This window comes from Megasphaera geminata F0357 (genome assembly GCF_000239275.1).
Lineage (GTDB): Bacteria > Bacillota > Negativicutes > Veillonellales > Megasphaeraceae > Megasphaera > Megasphaera geminata.
The window spans coordinates 43787-65995 of the sequence record NZ_JH417615.1 but is presented as its reverse complement, the minus strand read 5'-3'; the positions used below and the strand labels follow the sequence as shown (position 1 = coordinate 65995).

The following is a 22209-nucleotide window of genomic DNA, read 5'->3' as shown; positions in this document are numbered from 1 at the left end:
TCCTCCTTATAGGCTAAACTCGTCAGACAGCACGTAATCGCTCAAATCTTCTTCGGCCATAACGTGTGCCCGGCTGAACGCGTTGATGACCGCCGCTATCGGGTCGATACGGTTCGTCGATTTCTCTTTATCCAGCATGATATTCTCGTTATGGTCACGCTTCGTTACCGCGTTACTGATAGCCCAATCCAACAGGGGGTTCGCCTCATGCAGAATGTTATCCCGGTACGCTTCCTCCCGGAATGCTTTTGTCGGTTCAGATAACGTCCGCATGCCCTGCCTGACCTCAACGGTCATAATGCCTTGCGCATCAAGCTCCTGCGCAAAGTGCGTCGCGTTATACGGATCGTAGCAGACCTCCCGGAGGTTCAACGCCGAGAGTGTCTACTTGTTCTTGAATCCATGTGTTGATAAACCGATAGTCGACAACATCCCCGGACGTTATTGTGAGATACCCGGCCCGCGCCCACGCCCGATACGGTATCTTGTCGGTCTTCTCGTGCACCGCGACTGTTTCTTCGGGGATAAACCCATGCGCCCGTACGAGGTATTTCGTCGTGCCGTCGTCATCAAGCGGCATGACAAGCGCTGCCGCCGTAAGGTCAATACGTCTCGACAAGTCTACGCCGACGTACGCGTCGTACCCGTATGGATCGACGGGCAACTCTGTTATAGCGCCTCGTTCTTTCCATTTCGCCATGTCCATATATGACATCGCCGACTGGTTTACCCAAAGATCCATATTTTTCGTGAGAAAAGATTCCATTTTTTCAGGGCTCTCAAGCGCTGAGTCTAGTTTACTCCGGATGTTAGCGAGTCCCTCCGGGTATGCTGCCGCTATCGGATTTGCTTTTATCCAGCAGTCCTCATTTTTGACATCATCGATAAGGTTGCCCTCGTCGTCACGGTCAAGTTCGTTGACCATACAAAAATAATCGACAACGTCAAAATCAATAGCCGGGTTGAGTATCTTTTCAACGAGCGGATACTCAACGCGATAACACGGCCCCCCGAAATTATTCCCGGCCGTCGTAATGATAAACAATAGCGGCTGTTTACGTGCGACCATACCCGTGTTGATGACTTCCAAAATCTCGTCAGTCGGGTGCGCGTGGTACTCATCAATAAGCCCACATTGCGGGTTCAGACCGTCGCCCGTCTTGCCGTCGTCTTTCGATAAGGCCCGAAGCAGGGAATCACTCTTCTTATGCCGAATGACTCCGTACGACTCGTGCCACTTGTCTTTGAGTAACGGGCAGCGCTTCAACATCGCAATGACCTCGTTGTATATGATCTTCGCCTGCATCGACTTCGTTGCCCCGATGTATACTTCACTCATCGGTTCGCCGAGTGCCATCATTTCGTAATCGCCGACAATAGCCAGCGATTGAGACTTCGCATTTTTACGCGCTACCTGCCAATAGGCTTTGCGGAAGCGCCGCAGCCCTGTATCTTTGTGTACCCAGCCGTACACGTTGCCGAAGATAAACCGCTGTATCGGAACAAATTCAATCGGCTCCCCGGCAAGCACGCCTTTTGTGTGCTTGTGCAGCTGTGCCCACGTAAAGAACCGCTGCGCTTTTTCCTCGTCGAATACGTACGGGAACGACTCCGTACCGGCGCGCTTTACATCACGTAGAAAACGGATACACGCCCATCGGTGTTTGCGGCACACGTGCGCCGTGTCGTCTATGCACTTGTTGCTATACTGAATGAGTTCTTCAAGTAGTGTCATATGTTGCCAAATCCTTTATCCTTAAGAGGATCGTCTTGCTTTACTTCCTTTTTTGGAACATTCCGAATCTTCGCCAACGGATTTAAAAATAACCTGTCCTCCATTTGTACCAGTGTTGTCATCTTGGCGTTTAACGCCTTATCGACGGCGAGCACTCCCGAGAGCGAAAACACGTATTCAATCTTCTCGAACATTTTGGCGGCTGTCTTCACGGGATACTTTGCCGCAAGAACCTCCAACATGTCTGTATCTTCGCCGTTCTCGGTATCAACTCGAATCGTAGCGCAGACCTTCCGATGCTCCGTCAGATTGATATATTCGGAAAACGCCATGCAGTACCGAGCCATTAGCCCGACATCTGCGGAGCTTACGAAGTCGATGTCCTTATAGAGCTTAGCGATTTCTTTCCACTTCTTATATGCGTTTTTGTCGTGCCGAACATACGGCGGACATACAAGCTTATGTTCACCGAGCTGTACTTCGGACTTTTTCCGTTGCTCAATTTCGACCTTCGTCAAGTGCCGCTTGTTACCATTGAGCAAATGAAGTTCAATCGGTTTCGCCGGCCGTCCTGCCATAGCGTATTCCTCCTTTCTTTAAAACTGGCTCATTTCACGAACTTTTTACGAAGAAGAGACCGCCACGGTCTGGGCTTCGTGCCTCAGAACTTTTTTCACCGGGAGGCCTCTTCTCATTCTCAATTAAAATTATATTTTCTCAATTACGAGAACGGTTGCCGAAGCCGCCGTCCTCTCGTGCTGTCTTACGATTGTGGCACACATGATTCATAGCTTGCCAATTCTTCGTATCCCAGAACAGCTTCTGATTCCCTCTATGCGGAATGATGTGGTCCACCACGTCCGCAGGTAACGGCTGTCCTGATGCCTTGCACCGCTCACACTCACACGTTGGGTGCTCAGCTAGAAAGGCAAGTCGGGCTTTCGCCCACTTTGACCCGTATCCTCGTTTAGCCGCGCTCTCTCTTCGGTCATCGTACGAAGTCTTACGGTGTTTCTCGCAATATCGTTCTCTCGTAAGCTCCTGACAACCGGGATAGAAGCACACGTGCATACTCTTACGGGGCATCGTATCACCTCCTTTGTGCGCCGTACCGAGACTTATTCATGACGCTTTTGGCTACAACGAAGGACTTACAGCCACCGATCCCGCCGATAGTAATTCCGTTAGCAGAGCATACACCTTTGTGATTATTGAGGCAGGACTGCCGGTAGCACTTTACCTTCGTTAAATTCATCATGATGTCATCCTCTTACGGCGCACGTAAAAAGGACGCCCCATTAGGACGTCCTTAAAAAATCACTTTTGTGATATTTATCCTTGGCAGCCACCATTACCAAGGTTTGTGATAGCCATTCTACCCTATATTATAAAAAGACAATAGCGAAGAATTGCCATAATATCAGAATCAGATAGCGAGCCCATCCGGCTAACAAAATCCGACTCTCGCAACTCTAATTTTTTAGACAATCTAACAACAGATGGTGTTTTTAATCCAGCCGCTTTCCATTGAACTATTTCGTATTCACCCAAATAGCGTTTCCTAGCTGAATGTGACGTTATCTTAAAAGATAATATGTAAGAAATTCTTTGGTCTACAACTAGAACTGGCCTGCATTCAACTTGTTCGCAATCTTCAAACTTTACATTTGCCCACCAAATCTCCCAATTATTCATCGTCATTCCACTCGGCAGGCAGTACTAAATATCCTTCATCGTCCCGTCGCCCTACGGTTTCGATTTTATTAATTACTTCTGAGAATGTGGGGATCGGATTTTGTTGAGAAAAATAACTATATATAGAGTCTATATCTATTTTCACATGCTTTCGGTCGGGGTCGTAAACTTGTTGCCACGGCGACCCCTTCTGATGTGACATTTCAACTAATGCCGACGAAGATATTTGCCCGTAATAACTAGCAACGTCAAACAATAGTTCTCTCTCTTCTTCACTAAATGCACCTTTGCTATACGGAATGCTTTCTTGAATAGGGTTTTTCTCTAATGACTTATATTGTTCATATACAGAGGGAACAACGGGCCCATATTTCCAAGCCTCAATATCATCAGTGAACAGCGGATGGCCTAATTTCTTCAAACATTCTCCCTGCGCAAAATAAAGAAGTTTATTCACGCGCAGATTCGTCATCAAATCATCTGTGGGCAATGCATTTACGATATTAATAAAAAAACGCGCAACATCAATTGCTTTAGCCATCTTAAACACCTCCTTATATAATGCATTATACACTATTCGCATTAGAAAAATATAGTAACCCGTGCAAGACAAAACAAGACGCCCAATAACTGAGCATCTTGTTTTGCGTCATGAAATATATTATTAGGAGGTGTTCACACTATTACTATACCAGCATTTTCCGCACCATATCGGCACAAAAACGCACCATTTGTGACTGTTACGAATTTTTCAACTCATCAAAGAATACGAAATGCGTCTGTACGGGTATCGCCGCGGGTCCGAACATCATCGCCGCTATCTGCTCCAGTACCTTTCCAGAACGCTTACGCACGGCTGTTTCGCTCATGTGCAGCGTGTCGGCTATGCGCAGCCACGACGCTCCGTTGATAAAGCGTTCCTCAGCTATTATACGATCCGAATAACTGAGGGCTTCAATTGACCTGTCTAGTCGACGCATTAACGGCTCAATTTTCTCCAAATCCGACTGAAGTTTTTTTCTTCGACTCTCGAGATTTTCCTTCTCATATACGGCTCGCTCTTCCGGGCTTATCATAATCCCGTTACCGCCAGGTGTGTGTGACAACGTCGGCACTTTCGGAGCGGCACACAGTGCTTGCGTGGCGTTTAAGTCTTCCAAGTCGGCCTTGATATTCTTTATGTACGTATTAAATTCGTGGTATCGATGCAAGTATTCCCGCACCGCATTTATATAATCGTTATGAAACACTGTGTGCGTCCTCCTTCTTACTGTTTACGTCGTTCGGGTATCATTCTTTTACCTTGTCGTAAAATTCTTCTATTATGTGATTTTTTCATCGCCCATTACACCGAAAATGTTGATAAGCTCCGGATTTTCTTTCGGTATGCCCTTGCCACTTAACCAGAATTCCATTTGCTCGTTGACGGTGCTGAATAACAACTTCTTCCCTTCTTTTTCTCGTCTTTTTATCGCCAATTCTGCACCGGCTCGCCACTGATTTTTATAGATATTTGGCCATCGCTTAATATCTTGACGCTTCTTTTGTTCACTGGCAAACGGGCAACATACGCACCCAATACGGCGAAAACCTTCGTCGTATAAGCTGCAATACGGAACCTTGTAGGTCTTGATATACTCCCACACCTCGTCATCGCTCCATTCGATAATCGGATGGATAAATCTCTTACCGTTCGGCTGTCGGCACGGCTCTATCAGTTTTCGATTGCTTCTACGTGTAGATTCTGCGTGTCGGATTCCGGTTACAACAAATCGTCCTATGCCGCCCCGTTCCTTATACTCGGCACAACAGTATCTGGCTAGTCTTGTAGGCAAAATTCCTTTCTGTTCAATCAATTTTTTCATGCTCATTTCGGGCTTCTCCATCGCAACTTCCGGATACTGCTGTCTGACGAATCTGATAACTTCCGGAGGGTCGACTGTCGTTATGTTAAGATGTGCATCGAACTTTACGCCGGCTCGTTTTATAAGGTCTAGAATGACGCAACTGTCTTTACCGCCTGAAAACGCTACATAATACCCTTCCGGTGGTTCATGAAGTTTGATTCGTCGAATGGCTAAATCTACTTTATTAACTAGCCCAAAAATGGTTTGTTCTTTTAACATCATGCTTCCCTTCTGGTAATAATTTGTTAACGCCATAGCGGCCGCAAATCGTCGATTACGACCTCGATTCTCGGCCGTTCGCTATAGAATTTTCGTGCGAATATCTCGCATACAACGCTATCATCTTTCAGCACCGTACCGTTGAGTGCGTCCAGCACGCCCTTCACGTAATTGTCTGTATCCGGCTTCGTTGTCGGCCGTATCTTACCGTCCTATAGCCTCTTGGCGCTTTTTCTTACTGAAGCTGTTCGGAATGGCTCGGTACACGTTCAGGCGCAATCGGCAGTCACGGTCAATCGGGGCGAAGTCAGGACTAGACAATAACGGCTGCAACTCTAGTCGTATGAGTGCCTTGTACGCCTTGGACTTAATCGGATCATACGCTTTGACGAATCCACCTTGCCGTGAGAACCTCGGCCGTCCTTGCGCTACCGGATTACCGTATACAGTCAGTGCGATATACCTCGTATGCTCTTCCTCCACGTAGTTTATCGGCATTGTTTTACACCTCACTTTTGATACACAACTCGATCGACGATATCTCCATGTCGAGTCATATATAGCTTCACGAAAGACCCCGCCTCATCAATCCGGATACCCGACTCACTATAATACGCAAGCAGGCAGTAATTACGACGGATAAGATCATCCGTGATTGTCCGGGAAAAGACGTGTTGCGAATGTACGCACCGTGTCCGATATGGGGCATACCCATTCCCCTTTTTTGACTTTTCTCATCGCTTCGCGGATAGGTACCATATCTATCTTCCCCCGCGGGGCGGGTTTCATGATACTCGCAGACTGCGCTTCTCTGCGTTTGGCATTCAGCAGGTTATCCAATGACTCTTTTATCGTAGCAATCGACGGAAACCATTTCTCGGTCTGGATAACGCTTTCGACGGCATCGGCCACATCCTGCTCATCATACTTGGAAAATGTTTTCTCAAACATCGTCCAGAATATGTCCAAGTTCCTTTCTTCCATCCGCTGGTTCGGATATGACAGTTTCAGCACGTCTTTGAGAAAGCTCATGCTCCCGTCTGTTAACATGTGCAGTTGCCCCTTTCTGCTTTTGTTTTGCTTTATACGCCTTTCGCCGTTCAAGAAAGGCAAGATACTCTTCCGACTTCTCAGTCGCTTCCGGCTTCTTCTTACCGTTTCTGTTACTGCCCTCGTCGTAGCCATTGGATTCCCACCGACTAAGGATACCCGTGATATACGCTAAGCTTCGCTTATTACGCATGACGGCTCTCTCTATAGCCTTCTGCACGAAAGCTTCGCCGTGTGCTTCAACCAAGGAAATGAGCTTATCTCGCTCTATTGCAGAGCTTATCGGGTGAATATTGTCCCCGTAGAGTTTTACAACCTTCGACGCCGACGACGGAAAGGAATTATTTTTTCTTTCTTCTTCTTTACTTTCCTTTACTTTACTTTGTTGATTATGGTATACATTTACGGGGTTATTGTTTACATTAATCGAGTTATTGTTAACATTAACTAAGTTTGTGTACTCATTAACGTCGATTAGAAGAAGAGTATCGTCGTAAAAAACTGACTTACGACGTTCCGTAATTTCAAAGAATCGTCTTTGAATTCCGGCTGATGTGAGGATACTTTTTTCCTCGTAAAGTTTCTTGTCGAAAAACCCGACTTGAACTGCCTTGTTAATGAATTCCTGTGCTCTGCGCCCTCACTGATACCAACTTCGTCAGAAATCAGAAAAGTCATATCGCTATCCCACCTAAGATAATACCCATCGCCTCGATAAATATTAACCAGCAGGCCGATTAGCATAGGAATCGCGCTCGAGCCACATGCTCGGATAAGTCTGCGGACCTTTATGTCCTGTAAAAAGTCCGTGTCGAGAGGGAAGTAATCAAGTCCTTGTTTTAATGGTCTAGCCATGTCGTTACCTCCGTAGGTCAAGAGGACCGGTGTACTCACAGTCCCCTTGCCGCTCTCTATCGTTTACATTGACGCTGCCAGTATGGCGTCGTCTTCTTTTTCTTGATCTGTGCGTGTATCCATGACTTCGCCCGTCGTCGGATCTACATTATCAGGTACGCTATCGGACGTTACATCAATGTAGTCCGTCTCATCGGGAACATCGGCCATATTGGCCGTAATGTCTTTCTTGATTGTGCCGTCGGCATTCATTTCTCGGACGAATTCTGTCTTGAGCGGTGCATATTTTAAGCACCTCTTCAGAACCGTCTTCTTGGCCATCTCGTCGAAATTCTTCGACCACGGGCTGTAGCTACTGCTATACGCCTGGCTGTACTTCTTGGCGTGCTCCTTAATGTCTTCCGTACTCATGACCTCAAACCCGTAGCCGCCGTCTTTGGTATGGAACACGGCATAGTAGGCGATTACGCTACCCCTGTTGCTCGGTGCCGGTACGTGCCGGAGCTTCGGCTCAAGGCCAAGCTCATACTCGAACTCGTCATTCTCGTATACCTCGTGGGCTTGAATATCCCGGACTTCACCGCTTCGGTATGCCAAGTCAATGAGACCCTTATATCCAAGCTGAAATTGGCACTCCAACGTGCCTTTGTTCTTGTACGGGATGAGGTATGCCTGACCGAGCGGCGTGTTCGGCTCTACGCCAAGTTGTGCCGCCTGCATCATCGCCCCCAGGAATGATTTCGGTGTGCATTGCTGCAGCTGCGGATTGCTGCTCATGGCCGTCAGCACCATACGGGTGAACCTCTCACCCGTGATGACCGTCGGTAGTGCTTTTTGAATCTGATCGCCCATGCTGAAGACTAAATCCTTCATGCTCCTCACGCCGTCGGGCTTGTTACTTTTAGCAGCCATGAGGCCGCCTTTCGTTGTTGCCATTGTGATACCTCCTTATATTTTGAAGACTCTTATCGGATTACCCGTCTTGCTGTACTTCTCGTAGATGTCTGGTAATTCGGCTTTAAGCTTCTTACTGTCAACAGTCGTTCTGCCGGCTTGCGTTTTCCATGTAATCTTACGCTCTCCGATATAGCCTATTTCGCAATTTCCGAGCATTTCACAAAGCTCGTTCTGTGCCTTCTTGATACCTTCTTTGACATTCTTTTCGGTCTCTTTTAATTCATCCAGTCGGGTTACGATACCAGCTGCTGCTTCAGGTAAAGCAATCGCTTCCATGTCACCACCGGGAAATCGTTCCCGAAGTGCGGCGGTGCAGCTGTCGGATCCATCAACATCAGGCATTTCACCACCCTTTACGTTCTTTTCCCAAAATGCTTTTTCTGTCGCATACAGGGCCGCTATATCTTCCTCATTTCTAGGTATTTCCTTGTATACGAAATGATTCCCGCCGATGAGTACGGCGATGTACCAGATATCGCAACCGGTAACCATCATATAGTGCTGGCACTGGAGATAGTAGCTGTCCGGGACCGCATCACCGTCCCACTGTTTTGCCGAGAAGCCGTTTGCCGTCTTGCATTCAAGTCCTGCATTTTCGCCGACAACCATTCTGTCGATGTTAGCCAACAGCCATTCATCGGATGTTGACTGTACCATTCCTTGCCGTCGTACCTTTTTCCCTGTGAGCTCGCAGAAGCGATCGGCTACCGCTTGTTCTAAAACCGTGCCCCAATAGACATACTCGTTATCACTGAGATCCTCGGGTTCAGCCTGGCCTGTCTTTTCAAGCCAAAGTTGGAAAGGACTCTTCCCAGCGGTTCAGCCCGGCAATGACAGCAGCGTCACTGCCGCCTATACCGAGATTACGAAGTTGTTCCCACTTCTTACGGTCTTGCATCTGCTCAACCGTCATAATCAGTTTTGCATTCATTGTGTTTTTGCTCCGTTTCTGCTACAATGTAGCTATGAATATTTTGTGAGAGCGGCAACTTCCGGGCCTACGGAAAGCCGCTCTTTTTCATGTCAAAGCGATAATCATCGCTGCCAGCGTGAGGTAGGCCGCTATCGCTCCAACTATCACCTCAGGCCAGTCGATATCGGCCGACTCGCCGTAGTCTGTCGCATATGTATATGCGATTCTGCGGTCAAGCTCCCGTTCCCGCTGGATTGCTTCGTGGCGGCTGTTAACCCACGGCGGCGGGACCGGTAAGTGGATCACACTACGTTTCATGGTCTAGCGCTCCTCTCTTATTTCAATCCAAATCCATGCCAGTAAAATGACTGACACTATAATACTGACTACTACTGTCATTGTTTCCATTTATCTATGCTCCTCTCCGAGCCGTAACTCGGCTCTCTTTTTTAACCAGTCATTAAAGGCTTCCACGTGGATCAGCCGCTTCCCGCCTCTCTGCCCAACTTTAAAGCAAGGGAAGTCGATATCCTTCGCCCATTTCTGTATCTGTTCGTACGATACGGAGGCAGCCTCAGCGGCTTCTTCTACTGTCATACATAGCTTCATAGCAAGTCCTCCTTTCTTTAATTGTTCTTTTCCTCTCCTCGTGATATGCTTTAATAAACATTTTTAAGGAGGGGTAAACTATGAATGAATTAACGATTACGCAGTTACAAAAGTTAGGTTACGTGTTGCCGTATTTTCAGTTGCCGGGTAAACGCCTGCAACCAGTTGTAATGCAAGAGGGCCGCCTTTTAACCGGATCGTTTTACGATAAGAACATAGCTCCTTGCGGCGCGATTGTCGGCTCCGCCAGCGATGTTTTGGAGTTTGTGTGCAGACAAATATCTCCTTATGATCCTTTTGGTGTAGATGTTGCAAATCGCGTTCCCGAGATTTTCGTTGTACTTAATTCAGATGCATTTGTTAAAAAGTTGGACGAATCAATTCATTGTAGGCCCGGGGTTTTACCACCGCTGTTGTATGGCGCTAAGTTTTTAGAATCAGGCGTTACTCTTCCTTTCTACGGCTTTTCTGCAGAGGAAACCTTGCCCCTTGTCAGTCTTCTTCTGGAAGCTGAATAAAGTTTGATTCTTTTTTTAACCGGATATACGCGAGTTCAAGGGCGATGTACGCTTCGGCGTATGTTAGCCCTTTTTCTTTTTTCAGCATGCATACAAGTTGTTTTGCTAAATTTCGAGGGCGGGCAAAGTTTTGCAATACGCTAAAGTCTTTAATAAACTCCTTTAGTATGCTTCTGTGGCTGTCAATCAGGCTCAGTACCTGTTCTCTTTCGTCTTTCTCCATGGTGTTGTTTGCCTCCTTTTCTTTCATATTACAGTTAAACTGTAATCAAGGATCAGAAAAAATAATCTTACGGTACGGAATAACATACAGCGCTTCAATACGCTTGATTACAGGTACAGTGGGGTAAGTCTCCCCTCTCTCATATTTAAGCAATGTCGTTTCCGATATTTTGAGACGCTTTGCGGCTTCTTTTTGAGTAAATCCGGCATTTATGCGAGCCGCTTTTAATGATATTCCGTCAGTTATAAAATCTTGTTGCCTCATCGGGTTTTCCTCCTTTCGAGGTTAGTATATTACATTTAAACTGTAATGTCAACATGTAAACTGTAGAAATGTTAAAAAAAATTTGCGTTTTCTATAGTTTAACTGTATAATAATGGCGAAAGGAGGTATTCCAATGAGCGATCTCGGCAATCGGGAAGTGTTTTCCCGCAATTTAAAATACTATATGAAGTTATATGACAAGTCGCGTCGGGAAGTAGCTACTGATTTGAATATTTCATACACTACTTTTACAAGCTGGTTAAAAGGTACAAACTATCCCCGAATCGATAAAATAGAGAAACTTGCTAATTATTTCCGTATCAATAAGGCAGATTTAATTGAAGATAAATATAAGGATTCCTCCGACGGTTATTACGCCGACCCGGAAGTAGCCGAACTTGCCGAAGAGCTCCGGATGAACCCTGAATATCGTATACTCTTTGACGCTAGCAAGAACTTAACGAAAGATGACGTGAATACTGTTTTAAAGATTATAGAAGGCCTAAAAGCCCGCGAGGGAAAATAATTATGGCAAGACAAATTGCGGTCATTACAAAGAAAGTCATTACGCTACTTTCTCTATCTTGCCCTATTAATACGCCCATATACATCGGACCATCAAATGAAGCTCATATGAAATCAAGCTATCCGAGAGATTTTGCTAATTATTATCCACATATAGGCCTTATTTTATCTCAGCCGGACTATGTCGGCGTTAATCACAAGGATGCGTCTATTGAGTACGTCCGCGAATTTAAAGCAAATAATGACTATGTAAAAGTAGCAGTAAGAATTGCTGCTAACAATTATTTCGCACGATCGTTATATGTGCTGAACCCTAATCGAGTTGCGAATTTTATTAATAAAGGAACTCTTAAAAAATTTGACGAATAAGTAAAAGTATTTTATACTGTAGTCAAGAAATACTTGAGAATCTGAGGACGGAACGGGCAGCCGTCGCCAGAAGGTCATCGACCTGAATAGGAGATGCGGGAATGTCACCCCGCCAATTCTCAAACCTCGAGAGGGCTACAGTAATATGTAGCCCTCTTTCTTTTGCGCACATAAGGATTTGAAATGAATATCACTTTGGTTTATCAGAAATTACCGCTACACGTAAAAACGTTGGTAACGGAAAATCAAGACGGCAGTTACACTATCTTGATTAATAGCCAATTTAACTGGGAACAGCAAAAAGACGCGGTTTTACATGATTTAACGCACATAGCTCGGAACGATTTCACTCGCGACGAACACGCGGATATCATAGAGAAACTTGTTCATTCCCTGCCGAACGGTATCGTAAACGAAGATATGGAATTTTATTGTCGAATGGCCTGAATTAATCAGAAAGGAAGCGATTCAATTGATTAAACAGAGTTTTTTAACCGCAATTATGTTCCTTGGAATTTCTGCCGGCGTATCTGCCGCCGATTTCCAAAATATCACGCCCGAAACGTATCCTGTGTATTGGCAACAGGGCGAACAGTTCAAGTCAAACGGTAATCAAGAAAAGCCGGATTTGTTCGGGCGGCAGTGGCGAAAAGCTACAACGAATTGCATTTCTATTGTTACGCCTCGTATGATGGTCAGTTATTTAGCCTTTTCCCATCAAAAACGATTGCTTGAGCTTCCCGCAGACCTTGAGCAGATTTTTGAAAAATACAATAATTTAATATATGTAACAACATGGACGCCGTTCATGCGCGACGGAGGTCTCTTCGGGTCCGGCGGAGCAATCGCCCCGCAGATACAGACGCAACGGCTTGTGATTGATAAAGACGGCGTATTAATTCGCCCAACAGAAATGCCCCTAGAATTATATGAATTAATGCCGCACAGCTTCGGATTGAAGTATTATGCGTTTCCTCGTGAAGTAATATTGAATACCCCTTATACCATCCGATACATAACCGGTTACGGCGATATACTGGATATGGAAGTCACTGCGGAAAAGGTCGATAGCCTGATTGACGACGAACTGCACTTCTACAACGCGCAATAACCCGAAACCTCTTCAGTTATTGCGAATTATGCAACAACTGTCGCTGACGGAAAAATATAAAAAGGATGGTGGATAAATGTCAAGCGATAAATTCCTAACAGCTAAAGAACAAGTAAAGCACAGTGAGGGCAAGGGTGTTCAGTTTAACGACTTTAGTAAAACAAAAGCAGCGCGATATTTAGAAGATAATAACAATTACTTTAAACTCCGCGCTTTTAGAAAGAACTACACAAAAGGTGAGGACGGTAAGTATCTGCATCTTGATTTTGCGGATCTAGTCGATTTAGCCATTATTGACAACCGATTACGTGTAATTCTTTTGGAGATGGCTATTAGTATTGAACACTTCTCAAAAGTACATTTATTGAAAGTTTTGCAAGAAACCGAAACAAGCGGGATCCAGGTTGTTATGGAATACGTAGATCAACTGGACTCAACGCCCAAGGACATATTAAAGGGAGAGCTCGAAAAAAATAAAAACAGTTTATATTGTGGTAACCTCTGCAATAAATATATTAAAAGTGAACTGTACTGCCCTGTTTGGGTGTTTGTCGAAATGGTATCTTTTGGACAATATTTGCACTTTTACGAATTCTGTGCTAATCGAAGTCAGGGTAAAAACCAAAAAGAGTTGTTGAGACGACTTTATTTAATGCGTGTAGTGAAAGACTTACGCAATGCTTGCGCACATAACAATTGCATAATAAATGATTTGCGCGCACCACTAAATAAGTCCCCAAACCAAGAAATTCAACAAGTAGTCGCTAAACTAGGAGCCTCAAAGGAAGTTCGTGAACGACACTTAAAGCGAGTAGCACTATACCAAATAATTACAACGTTATACACTCATAAAGAAATAGTCATAAGTCCTGGGGTGCATAAGAATATTGCTTTAAAACTCCGCGATTTAAACGATAGATTTTATCGAGATAGGGATTATTCTAAAAACGATATTATTAAAAGTTCTTTTAACTTATTATCGAAGACATTTGACAAATGGTTTAATATAAGTTAAGATACTGCTACAGAGCAAAAAGAGTTCGACTCTTTTTACAGGAGCGGTATCGAAAGGTATCGCTCCTATTTTTATGCCTAGGAGTTGCCTAATCGGTGGCTCTTTTTTGTTACAAATACTAGATGATTAGCTGTTTAACAACAAAAAATGCCCGCATTCTGCTACCAACAGAATACGGGCGTGCCGGGTACTGCCAATACCACGGCAATATAATCCACCGACTAAGGCTGATTACGCTATAAGTATATCATAATCAGCCCTTTTTATAACAGAAAGGAGCTGTATTTTTTATGGCTAAAATCAAAAAGCGATCCGACGGTCGATACACCGTAACAACTACTGTCAACGGAAAGCGTAAGTACTTTTACGGACGCACAAGAGTCGAAGCCCAAGATAAATGTGATGCGTATTTATTCCAAGCCAAAAAAGCCACTCATTTTGACGATACGCTGCTGTTCCGTGATTGGGTAGATATATGGGTATCACTCAAAGAAAAGTCGGTTACGGCCAATACCATGCAATCGTACATGGGCATAATCAACCGATATATACTTCCCGTTCTCGGCGCTATGCGACTGGTCGATATAAATTACATCGTACTACGTAATCTAATCGATGGAATGGAGCTGTCCCCTCGGACCGTTGCCTACACGCACACTTTACTAAAATCAATCTTGCACCAAGCAGTAATTGACGAAATCTTATATCGCAATCCTATGGATAAGGTGACCAGACCGAAGCGACACAAAACCCGAGAAATGGTAACACTCACTAAAGAGCAGGTAAAAGAGTATTTATCGGTTATTACCAATAAAGAACTTCACGCTATTTTTAAGCTTGCGTTTACTTCCGGCCTAAGACGCTCCGAATTACTCGGCCTTCGTTGGCAAGATATTAACTTTAAAGCCGGTACACTTACAGTCAATCAAACGGCAATTAAAATCGACGGCCATAGCGAAATATCTCCGACGACCAAAACCAAATCATCAAGGCGAACTATTACATTAGACGGTGAAACACTGTCCGTTTTGAAGGCACATAAGAAGGTTGTTGACGTTAGGCGATTTCAAACCTTCGGATGGATTAACAACGATCTTGTTTTCCCCGGCCGCAACGGCAACCCTCGCAATCCCGACGAACTGACGAAAGTGTCACGAGACTATGCCCGTAAAATCGGAGTCGAAGGCTTTTCCATGCACGGGACTCGGCATACCCACGCTACGTTACTTATTGAAGCCGGCGTAAACTTTAAGGTTATTCAAATGCGCCTTGGCCATTCGTCATTTAAGGAAACGATGGATACCTATAGCCATGTCACACCTGCTATGGAAACGGATGTTATTACAAAAATACAGAATATATTTTAGCTTTGCTTTGACTGCACTATAGATGTGTGGTCAAAGCTTTTTCTTTGGGTGTTGTCAAAATGTTGTCAACCACCTCAATATAAATTGTGGTCAAACAAAAAGAACGCTTCCCGAATCTCTCGAGAAGCGCTTATTTACTGATGGTGCGGTCGATGGGACTTGAACCCATACGAACTTACGTTCACTACCCCCTCAAAGTAGCGCGTCTGCCGTTCCGCCACGACCGCATATAAAGTGGATGGTGCTCAGGGACGGAATTGAACCGCCGACACGGGGATTTTCAGTCCCCTGCTCTACCGACTGAGCTACCTGAGCAACTATGGCGACCTCGATCGGATTTGAACCGACGATCTTCGCCGTGACAGGGCGACATGTTAACCGCTACACCACGAGGCCGTTTCATACACTCAAGACGACTTAATCGCCCCGAACAAGTGAAATTATATCATACACCTGCAACTCTTTGCAATAGCAGGGCAAAAATCGCGAGGATTACAATACATGTGTTACACCGGCGTATAAAAAGTAAAAGAGAAAGCTCTTTTTGTGATATGCTGTATCTACCGAAACAATCCCCAAAGAAGAGCCTTCTCATGAAAAATATATCACGAAACATTGCCTGCTACCTGGCGGTTCTTTCCTCTGCGGAAAAACATGGCGTCACTAATGCTGCCATCAAGTGCCGTGCATATCGCCGGTCTATCTATCGCCTGTGCAGGCGGTATGACGATACCCCGCTTACCGTGTTTTCTGCATTTCCGCAGCCGCGGCTCTGCCTTCCATAAGTGCTTTCCCGATGGTTGCGGGGCCTAAATTGGCGTCGCCGGCAATAAAAATATTTTCCATATTCGTCCGGTTATGCCCCGTAATTTCCAATGTTTCATCCAATTCGGATAAATCCACCTTTTGCCCGATCGCCATAACAATAAGATCCGCATCAAGTACGAATTCCGTTCCCGGAATAGAATGGGGAGAGCGCCTTCCCGATTCGTCCGGTTCGCCCAGTTCCTGTCTGATGAGCTGCGCCCCGCTGACATGATCGGCAGCGTCACGAAGCACGCGCTTCACATTGCACAGGAAGTCGAATTTAACATTTTCGTCGCGCGCATCACGGATTTCACTCTTATTCGCCGTGATTTCTTCTTCGGAACGTCTATACACGACCGTAACGTCATCAATAATGCGCACGAGCGAACGGGCGCAGTCCATGGCTACGTTGCCTCCGCCCCAGACCATGGCTTTTTTGTATTTTTTATATGCTTCATGATTGCCGTTAATATTCAGATCGTACAACAAAGTCAATCCGGCATACAGGCCCTTGCCCGTTACAATCCGAAAGTATTTTCAACCTGTGCACCCGTAGCGATGAGAATCTTATCATAGTCTTTACGAAGTGCCGCAAACTTTTCACGATCAATTTTCGTATCGAAATGAAAGGTAATATTATCATCTTCCTGCATGGCCGCAAACACCTTGTCCAAAAAAGCTTTGGACATGCGATATGCGGGAATACCCGTATAAACAGCCCCGCCTAAACGGCTTTCTTTGTCATAAATATCGACAGTATACCCGTTTTTCGACAATTCCTGTGCCGCCGTATAGCCCGCCGGGCCGGCCCCGATGATCGCTATTTTCTTACCTCTTTCACTCATGGGAGAGACGCTCCTTTCATCAATAAACCTGTTTTGCTCCATCCCTGCCGAAACGGGAGGAAGTATCATATTGCTGTATATCCAGTGTATCATACACACCTCAATTTCATCAAATCCGCTCAGACCGGTCCGAAGTTTCACAGATTTGTTACCTTAATACGGAAAAAGCTATGTAAATTACAGTCATTGCTGTATAATAAATGCGGTATTTAAGGTTTTATTGATGAAAGGAGCTTTTCAGCATGGGTCAGCCCGATACGTTTGATTCTCAGGATCAGGCGAAGACATATACAAAAAAGACAATATCGTCCTTCATGGGGCTTTTTGTCATCCTGTATGCGCTCTGCATACAATGGCAGCTTTTCGTTTCTCTCGGTCTCGGCCAGGATAATATTAATGATATGCTCGTCGGCCTCATTCCCGCCGTAGGCGCTGTCGTCCTTGCCCTGGCGTTATATGTGCGGGCGCTGTCTTTACACAGTATCATACTTCCCGCCGTTATCGGAATTTCATGGATTGTAACGGGCCCCCTGCTGAGTTACCGGACTCTTATTAACGGCAATACGGTGTATTTAAACAATATTTATGATATTTATAACGGCCTTTTTCTTTTTGCTGTCCTTTTCCTTATCTCAATGGTGGCAAAACAGTATATACCGCGCATTATCGCGGCAATACTGATGACCGTACTCTTCTTTTCCGCGGGATTTATCAATCTCGTTCAGTGGATGTATTACTACCTTTACAACTCATGCATAACCACTTCCGGTTCACTCATCATTTTTCAGACAGGTCCTGCGGAAACACTCGAATACCTGCATTCACTCGGTACAGGCACGGTCATTATGACAGTGCTTATTCTCTTCGCGATTCTGGCATTCTTCTTTATTACTCATTATACGCTGCCGGCCTTACCGCGAACTACGGTATATCGTAAAATTCTGCCGCTTATGTCTCTCCTCATTATCATTCCTTCGATCTGGATGCTCTGTGATGAACTCCTGCCGAATTCTTTTCCCGTACGAACCTTTCTTGACACACAGGATTATCTGCAACGAGCCCGTCTTTATGCACAAAACCACAATACTAAATACGCGGCCCTGCAGGCCGTACAACTCAATCCTGCCCAGGGACCGAATACGGTTATCGTCATTATCGGCGAATCGGAAACGCGAACACTTATGCACGCATATAATCCGTCAACACCGGATAATACGCCCTGGCTTTCTTCCGTCAGGTACGATCCCCGCTTTACCCTCTTTACAAACGTTTACAGTTGCGTCTGGTACACCGTCCCCGTCCTGGAACACGCGTTAACGGAAGCAAATTTCTATAATGACAAACAGTTTAATGAATCCATTTCTATCATCGACATGGCCAAAAAAGCAGGTTATAAAACCTACTGGTTCAGTAATCAGGGTTCCGTCGGCGTAGCGGACACACCGATTTCGCTTGTCGCCAATACGGCGGATGTTGCCGAATGGGTCGACCGTGATTTAAAAGAATCGACCTTGGACGGAGCGCTTCTTCAGTTCCTGAAAAAAGTCAATCCGAATGAAAAGAATTTCATTGTTCTTCATATTATGGGCAGCCATATCGAATACCGGAATCGTTACCCTGAAGACTTTCAGAAGTTCAATGACGGCAAAATCAATCAGGAAGCCGACTATGACAATACGATCCTTTATACTGACTGGTTCCTGTCGCAGGTATTCGATTATGCCGAAGCCAACCTCCACCTTGATGCACTGCTTTACTTTTCCGACCACGGTTCGGACCCCGACATTGCCCGCCAACCTGACGGCGCCAGTTTTAAAGTGCTGCGCATCCCTATGTTTACCTATCTCTCGGACAATTATACGGCCCGGAATCCGGAAATCACGGCCGCCCTTAAATCACATGAAAAATCGTATTTCACAAACGATCTTATCTATGAACTGGTCTGCGGCATCCTTAACATACAATCACCGAACTATGACGATTCCATCAGCTTTGCTTCCCCAAGATGGCACTGGGAAAAGAAAGACCTCGTCACCCGCTTCGGCAGAACTCCCCTTACGGAAGACGCGGAATATTAAAGTTACCCCTTGAATAACCCGTTCGGGAACTGTTTGACGCTGTTTTGTTTCTAATTGTTCGCCGCTTAACAAATCAGTTGGCATTGGTAGTAAAAGGAGCTGTTTTTCATGAAAAATTACGTAACCGACACGTTTACTGTAGAAAAGAAAGTCCACGCCGCCGGCGGCAAAGGCCATATTATCGTCAAACATTATCTCGGCAAAGAAGAATTAAACGGTAAATGCGGCCTGTTCGCCGAAGTCACCATCCCTGTCGGCTGTTCCTTAGGCGTACACGAACATACCGGCAACAGCGAAACATACTGCATTCTCAAAGGTCACGGTATATATAACGATAACGGCACGGAGTGTGAAATAGGGCCCGGCGACCTTACCTTCACACCGAACGGGTTTAAACACGGGCTGGACAACACGAACGGCTCGGAAGACATTGTCTTTACGGCCCTTATTATTAACGACTGAAATACCCGGGAGCACACAAACAAAAACCTTTTGTCATCCTCCCTTTTTAAGATTGCGCAAACGGCATTTTTACCCCCTTGACGAAGCGGTTTCTCATGCTATACTATAAGCAAATAAACGGAAATGGGGTGATTCCATTGGAAATAGAATCAGTTAGTGAGTTCTCGCGCACGACAGACTATTCCTCTATAGATTCGCGGGATCACGTTTACACAGGACTGAATGCGACGCAATAATCCTTACAGCCCGAAAAGGGAGCGGCAAAGATATATCAGTCGCAAATAATGAAACAGGAGGTGTACGTAAGGTGAGGCGGCTCGTTCGTCCCTACTTCGTACTCTGCAAAAAGAGGATTTGCAGTTGACCATATAGCCTTTTAACTGTTTGTTTTCTTGCACTGCCGGGGTTTTATTATCCGGCAAATGACACTCCGTAAGTTACGTATATAAGTAAGAACGTGTTGAAGTATCATTAGCATGTATTCGGTTATTTCAGTGTTATATGATGTATTTTAAATTGTAGGCAAGGCCATATATAAGAAAAGTAAATAGAGTATACGTTACAAAAGCCTTCCGGCGGACATATGTCACGTGTTCGCCGGAAGGCTTTTATGTGCTTTCTATTACAACAATGAATGAACGGCACCGTCCAAACACTGAAAAGGCGTTATATGCACAGGTATATTACTCATATCCATAAGATACTTCGCCCCTATACCTGCCGGTTCAAAGGGAAATACAGCTGTTTCATACATGTTCCCCAATCCGGATACGATCTTTACAACAATAATATTCGCCTTTTGCGGGGATATCCGGTTCTCCAGAAGATGATACGCCCTGTCTTCTATTATAAGATTTTTCATAGCCGCGCGCACTTCATTAAGCACCCTGTCCGCCAGACGATGGGCGGAACGAATCGCTTCAACCGTACTTCCCATAGCCGGTTCAAAAGTAACATCTATATGCAGCAATATATCGGTCGCCGCCGGAGTACCGCTTCGATCAAAACGCACAGCTTCATCTAAAAATCCTTCCGATGAGCCGATATTATGCGGTTCATAAGTACCGTCCGCCTCTCCGCCGGTGAGCATGGCCGTAACGCCGTCAAGCAGGATTGTCCGTCCTTCTCCTACTGTTCCTTCCGTCTTACATGCAACAGGCATAAAGTCAAGATTAGTGTGCACCCGTATATGCCGCTCTCCCGGTCTGATGATACGTACCCGTGCTTCACTGATAAATTCCCGTTCTTTATCGTGAATCTCGCCTATATCGGTGCGTATGGTCAACAATGCGCCGTCCACTGCCGTTACATCACCGAAGGCCACTGTTTTTATGGGATAGGAGCAGCGCCGTATGTATATTCGCTTTTCTCTCTCTTCACATGATTTTTTGAGCGCTATACCTTCACGTTTTAGTTTCAGTTTCAGGAGACCTAATGCTTTAAAAGCATCATAGTCTTCCAAATTATTATCCCCGACAATAGAAGACTCATAACCGGACGTATTCTTATTGAAATCGACGAGCATATCCGTATACCCGTTCGTACATACAAGCCTCCCCTGTTGCCCGATATAGCTCATACCGACTGACGGTATTCCTCTCTTGCCGAGCTCTTCTATAACCGTGACAAAATCGATATGGTGATTCCCCCAGCCGTCCGTTACGACGATAGCGCCGTCCGCATGCAGGCCTTCCGCCAATTCTCCCGTACGTACGGCAGTAAACACTTTATCATCATATCTCTCCGATACGCCATTGACGATAAGGCTTTGCACGGATACGTCGCGATCACGGATAAGCGCCTTCGTCACCGGGCAGCGGTAATGATGGAGCGTGGTCATTTTTGTACTCGGCTCCAATCCCAATATACACACCACCTTTCTTCCGATATGCGGAAAAAAGGGCACGAATCACATCGCACCCTTTCTTCCCGCTTCATGCATACGAATTAAACGTTATGTCTGTATTCGTACGGCAATACTTTCAAGCCGTTGAAGCTCGGGCAATCTCTTACCCATTCCAACGATTCTTTCAAAATAGCCGTCTGCATTTCTTTGTTGTTCGGTTCACCTGCATTGGAGCCGATGGGCACATGAGGAGCCGTAATACGAGGCGCACCCTGTTGACGAGCAATCGGGGGCAGTGCGGCGATAACGCAGCAACTCATACCTTCCGCTTCGCAGCAGCGCGTAACAATCGTGGCCGAACGGTGGCATGTACCGCAACCGCCGGTGCAAAGAACGATGTCGACACCCTGTTCTTTCAATTTCCGGGCAATTTCCGGGCCTGTTTCATTAGTGAATTTTTCAACATTGCCGCCGCCGCCCATGAAAGTGTACGTTTCTTTCGGCAGAGATCCTATGAATCCTTCCTTAACGAGTTCATGAAGACGATCAATCGGGAACATAGCATTAACGTCTTTGTTGATATCGGAATTATCGAAGCCGCCGTGCGTAACCATAAGCTGATCGGACGGTGTATCGAATTCAATGGTTCTGTACGAGAAATCACCGGATGTGTTGAACGGTTTCTGGTCTTTTTTATGAATACCGCCTGCCGTAATAAATGCCACTTTGCATTTATTGAGGGGTTTCTTTAATTCTGTAAAAATCGGTTTCGGTGTAAGGGGCACGAAAATTTCAGAGCGCATCCCTTCTACTGTTGTTAATTTCATGGAAACAAACCT

32 protein-coding genes, 3 tRNA genes and 1 pseudogene are annotated in these 22209 nt (G+C 45.5%); 9 read left to right on the top strand and 27 right to left on the bottom strand.

All coding sequences use genetic code 11. From position 1 onward, the window contains the following. Positions 1 to 6 precede the first annotated feature (6 nt). The 18 genes and pseudogenes from HMPREF0080_RS11465 to HMPREF0080_RS08205 form a co-directional block, all read right to left on the bottom strand. On the bottom strand, positions 7 to 372 hold the full coding sequence (locus HMPREF0080_RS11465; RefSeq protein ID WP_216436718.1) for a terminase TerL endonuclease subunit: 366 nt from the start codon (positions 370 to 372) through the stop codon (positions 7 to 9). After that, a complete protein-coding gene (locus HMPREF0080_RS08265) occupies positions 338 to 1735 on the bottom strand; it encodes a terminase large subunit (protein ID WP_006791003.1) in 1398 nt (465 codons plus the stop codon). The genes HMPREF0080_RS11465 and HMPREF0080_RS08265 overlap by 35 nt, the downstream gene beginning before the upstream one ends. Then, entirely contained in the window at positions 1732 to 2313 is a 582-nt protein-coding gene (locus HMPREF0080_RS08260) for a P27 family phage terminase small subunit (protein WP_006791002.1), read from the bottom strand. The genes HMPREF0080_RS08265 and HMPREF0080_RS08260 overlap by 4 nt, the downstream gene beginning before the upstream one ends. 139 nt (positions 2314 to 2452) lie before the next feature. Then, a complete protein-coding gene (locus HMPREF0080_RS08255; RefSeq protein WP_040347608.1) occupies positions 2453 to 2806 on the bottom strand; it encodes an HNH endonuclease signature motif containing protein in 354 nt (117 codons plus the stop codon). 309 nt (positions 2807 to 3115) lie between these two features. After that, entirely contained in the window at positions 3116 to 3430 is a 315-nt protein-coding gene (locus tag HMPREF0080_RS11785) for a type II toxin-antitoxin system PemK/MazF family toxin (RefSeq protein ID WP_006790999.1), read from the bottom strand. After that, entirely contained in the window at positions 3423 to 3971 is a 549-nt protein-coding gene (locus tag HMPREF0080_RS08250) for a Panacea domain-containing protein (RefSeq protein WP_245527268.1), read from the bottom strand. Before HMPREF0080_RS08250 ends, HMPREF0080_RS11785 begins: the two co-directional genes overlap by 8 nt. Positions 3972 to 4170: 199 nt before the next feature. Then, complete coding sequence (locus HMPREF0080_RS08245; protein ID WP_006790997.1) at positions 4171 to 4680, bottom strand: hypothetical protein; 510 nt, start codon at positions 4678 to 4680, stop codon at positions 4171 to 4173. A gap of 72 nt (positions 4681 to 4752) precedes the next feature. After that, positions 4753 to 5559, bottom strand: a complete 807-nt coding sequence (locus HMPREF0080_RS08240) for a phosphoadenosine phosphosulfate reductase family protein (RefSeq protein WP_040347582.1) — start codon at positions 5557 to 5559, stop codon at positions 4753 to 4755. Between the two features lie 23 nt (positions 5560 to 5582). Further along, positions 5583 to 5690: a RusA family crossover junction endodeoxyribonuclease gene (locus HMPREF0080_RS11460; RefSeq protein WP_425358121.1), complete on the bottom strand. Its 108-nt coding sequence runs from the start codon at positions 5688 to 5690 to the stop codon at positions 5583 to 5585. A 70-nt stretch (positions 5691 to 5760) separates the two neighbouring features. Then, positions 5761 to 6054, bottom strand: a complete 294-nt coding sequence (locus HMPREF0080_RS11455; protein WP_006790995.1) for a RusA family crossover junction endodeoxyribonuclease — start codon at positions 6052 to 6054, stop codon at positions 5761 to 5763. 147 nt (positions 6055 to 6201) lie between these two features. Further along, positions 6202 to 6606, bottom strand: a complete 405-nt coding sequence (locus tag HMPREF0080_RS08230; RefSeq protein ID WP_156795325.1) for a hypothetical protein — start codon at positions 6604 to 6606, stop codon at positions 6202 to 6204. Next, positions 6500 to 7033, bottom strand: coding sequence for a DnaD domain protein (locus HMPREF0080_RS11780; RefSeq protein WP_483466641.1), 534 nt, complete (start codon positions 7031 to 7033; stop codon positions 6500 to 6502). Before HMPREF0080_RS11780 ends, HMPREF0080_RS08230 begins: the two co-directional genes overlap by 107 nt. 47 nt (positions 7034 to 7080) lie before the next feature. Further along, on the bottom strand, positions 7081 to 7461 hold the full coding sequence (locus HMPREF0080_RS11820) for a DUF4373 domain-containing protein (RefSeq protein ID WP_006790992.1): 381 nt from the start codon (positions 7459 to 7461) through the stop codon (positions 7081 to 7083). 63 nt (positions 7462 to 7524) lie between these two features. Continuing rightward, complete coding sequence (locus HMPREF0080_RS08220; protein ID WP_006790991.1) at positions 7525 to 8397, bottom strand: recombinase RecT; 873 nt, start codon at positions 8395 to 8397, stop codon at positions 7525 to 7527. A gap of 12 nt (positions 8398 to 8409) precedes the next feature. Next, positions 8410 to 9168 (bottom strand): annotated as a pseudogene (locus HMPREF0080_RS08215) (YqaJ viral recombinase family nuclease); the annotation flags it as partial. A gap of 34 nt (positions 9169 to 9202) precedes the next feature. Next, complete coding sequence (locus tag HMPREF0080_RS10295) at positions 9203 to 9349, bottom strand: YqaJ viral recombinase family protein (RefSeq protein WP_006790989.1); 147 nt, start codon at positions 9347 to 9349, stop codon at positions 9203 to 9205. An 87-nt stretch (positions 9350 to 9436) separates the two neighbouring features. Continuing rightward, on the bottom strand, positions 9437 to 9649 hold the full coding sequence (locus HMPREF0080_RS08210; RefSeq protein WP_006790988.1) for a hypothetical protein: 213 nt from the start codon (positions 9647 to 9649) through the stop codon (positions 9437 to 9439). A gap of 90 nt (positions 9650 to 9739) precedes the next feature. Next, complete coding sequence (locus HMPREF0080_RS08205; RefSeq protein WP_006790987.1) at positions 9740 to 9940, bottom strand: helix-turn-helix domain-containing protein; 201 nt, start codon at positions 9938 to 9940, stop codon at positions 9740 to 9742. An 80-nt stretch (positions 9941 to 10020) separates the two neighbouring features. Between HMPREF0080_RS08205 and HMPREF0080_RS08200 the strand changes: the two genes are divergently transcribed. Further along, positions 10021 to 10458 carry a hypothetical protein gene (locus HMPREF0080_RS08200; RefSeq protein ID WP_006790986.1) on the top strand — a complete coding sequence of 146 codons (438 nt, stop codon included), beginning with the start codon at positions 10021 to 10023 and terminating at the stop codon, positions 10456 to 10458. On the opposite strand, the gene HMPREF0080_RS08195 is transcribed toward HMPREF0080_RS08200, so the two are convergent. After that, entirely contained in the window at positions 10433 to 10681 is a 249-nt protein-coding gene (locus HMPREF0080_RS08195) for a hypothetical protein (protein ID WP_040347581.1), read from the bottom strand. The genes HMPREF0080_RS08200 and HMPREF0080_RS08195 overlap by 26 nt on opposite strands. 45 nt (positions 10682 to 10726) lie before the next feature. Then, positions 10727 to 10945: a helix-turn-helix domain-containing protein gene (locus HMPREF0080_RS08190; RefSeq protein ID WP_006790984.1), complete on the bottom strand. Its 219-nt coding sequence runs from the start codon at positions 10943 to 10945 to the stop codon at positions 10727 to 10729. A 133-nt stretch (positions 10946 to 11078) separates the two neighbouring features. Here HMPREF0080_RS08190 and HMPREF0080_RS08185 point away from each other — a divergent pair, with 133 nt between their 5' ends. The 6 genes from HMPREF0080_RS08185 to HMPREF0080_RS08160 all read left to right on the top strand — a co-directional run bounded on the left by HMPREF0080_RS08185 (position 11079) and on the right by HMPREF0080_RS08160 (position 15332). Next, positions 11079 to 11471, top strand: coding sequence for a helix-turn-helix domain-containing protein (locus HMPREF0080_RS08185; RefSeq protein WP_040347580.1), 393 nt, complete (start codon positions 11079 to 11081; stop codon positions 11469 to 11471). A 2-nt stretch (positions 11472 to 11473) separates the two neighbouring features. Next, positions 11474 to 11839: a PBECR3 domain-containing polyvalent protein gene (locus tag HMPREF0080_RS08180; RefSeq protein WP_006790982.1), complete on the top strand. Its 366-nt coding sequence runs from the start codon at positions 11474 to 11476 to the stop codon at positions 11837 to 11839. 183 nt (positions 11840 to 12022) lie between these two features. Next, entirely contained in the window at positions 12023 to 12286 is a 264-nt protein-coding gene (locus HMPREF0080_RS08175; RefSeq protein ID WP_006790981.1) for a hypothetical protein, read from the top strand. A 25-nt stretch (positions 12287 to 12311) separates the two neighbouring features. Next, positions 12312 to 12950 carry a hypothetical protein gene (locus HMPREF0080_RS08170; RefSeq protein ID WP_156795324.1) on the top strand — a complete coding sequence of 213 codons (639 nt, stop codon included), beginning with the start codon at positions 12312 to 12314 and terminating at the stop codon, positions 12948 to 12950. Positions 12951 to 13026: 76 nt separating this feature from the next. After that, positions 13027 to 13965 carry an Abi family protein gene (locus tag HMPREF0080_RS08165; protein WP_006790979.1) on the top strand — a complete coding sequence of 313 codons (939 nt, stop codon included), beginning with the start codon at positions 13027 to 13029 and terminating at the stop codon, positions 13963 to 13965. 290 nt (positions 13966 to 14255) lie between these two features. Beyond that, positions 14256 to 15332 (top strand): tyrosine-type recombinase/integrase, encoded by a 1077-nt coding sequence (locus HMPREF0080_RS08160; protein ID WP_006790978.1) that lies wholly within the window; start codon positions 14256 to 14258, stop codon positions 15330 to 15332. Between the two features lie 141 nt (positions 15333 to 15473). On the opposite strand, the gene HMPREF0080_RS08155 is transcribed toward HMPREF0080_RS08160, so the two are convergent. The 5 genes from HMPREF0080_RS08155 to HMPREF0080_RS11445 form a co-directional block, all read right to left on the bottom strand. Further along, positions 15474 to 15559: transfer RNA gene (locus HMPREF0080_RS08155), tRNA-Leu, on the bottom strand. 12 nt (positions 15560 to 15571) lie between these two features. Continuing rightward, positions 15572 to 15647 (bottom strand) — tRNA-Phe (locus tag HMPREF0080_RS08150). Between the two features lie 5 nt (positions 15648 to 15652). Continuing rightward, positions 15653 to 15728 (bottom strand) — tRNA-Asp (locus tag HMPREF0080_RS08145). Between the two features lie 342 nt (positions 15729 to 16070). Next, on the bottom strand, positions 16071 to 16628 hold the full coding sequence (locus HMPREF0080_RS11450; protein ID WP_006790977.1) for an FAD-dependent oxidoreductase: 558 nt from the start codon (positions 16626 to 16628) through the stop codon (positions 16071 to 16073). Positions 16629 to 16657: 29 nt separating this feature from the next. Further along, positions 16658 to 16984 (bottom strand): FAD-dependent oxidoreductase, encoded by a 327-nt coding sequence (locus HMPREF0080_RS11445; protein ID WP_216436716.1) that lies wholly within the window; start codon positions 16982 to 16984, stop codon positions 16658 to 16660. A gap of 242 nt (positions 16985 to 17226) precedes the next feature. On the opposite strand from HMPREF0080_RS11445, the gene HMPREF0080_RS08135 reads away from it, so the two are divergent. Beyond that, a complete protein-coding gene (locus tag HMPREF0080_RS08135) occupies positions 17227 to 19062 on the top strand; it encodes a phosphoethanolamine transferase (RefSeq protein ID WP_006790975.1) in 1836 nt (611 codons plus the stop codon). A gap of 108 nt (positions 19063 to 19170) precedes the next feature. Continuing rightward, positions 19171 to 19524 (top strand): cupin domain-containing protein, encoded by a 354-nt coding sequence (locus HMPREF0080_RS08130; protein ID WP_006790974.1) that lies wholly within the window; start codon positions 19171 to 19173, stop codon positions 19522 to 19524. A gap of 622 nt (positions 19525 to 20146) precedes the next feature. Here HMPREF0080_RS08130 and HMPREF0080_RS08125 read toward each other — a convergent pair. Further along, positions 20147 to 21388 (bottom strand): glycine/sarcosine/betaine reductase component B subunit, encoded by a 1242-nt coding sequence (locus tag HMPREF0080_RS08125; protein ID WP_040347604.1) that lies wholly within the window; start codon positions 21386 to 21388, stop codon positions 20147 to 20149. An 83-nt stretch (positions 21389 to 21471) separates the two neighbouring features. Beyond that, entirely contained in the window at positions 21472 to 22197 is a 726-nt protein-coding gene (gene prdB / locus HMPREF0080_RS08120) for a D-proline reductase (dithiol) protein PrdB (protein WP_006790970.1), read from the bottom strand. Positions 22198 to 22209 lie beyond the last annotated feature (12 nt).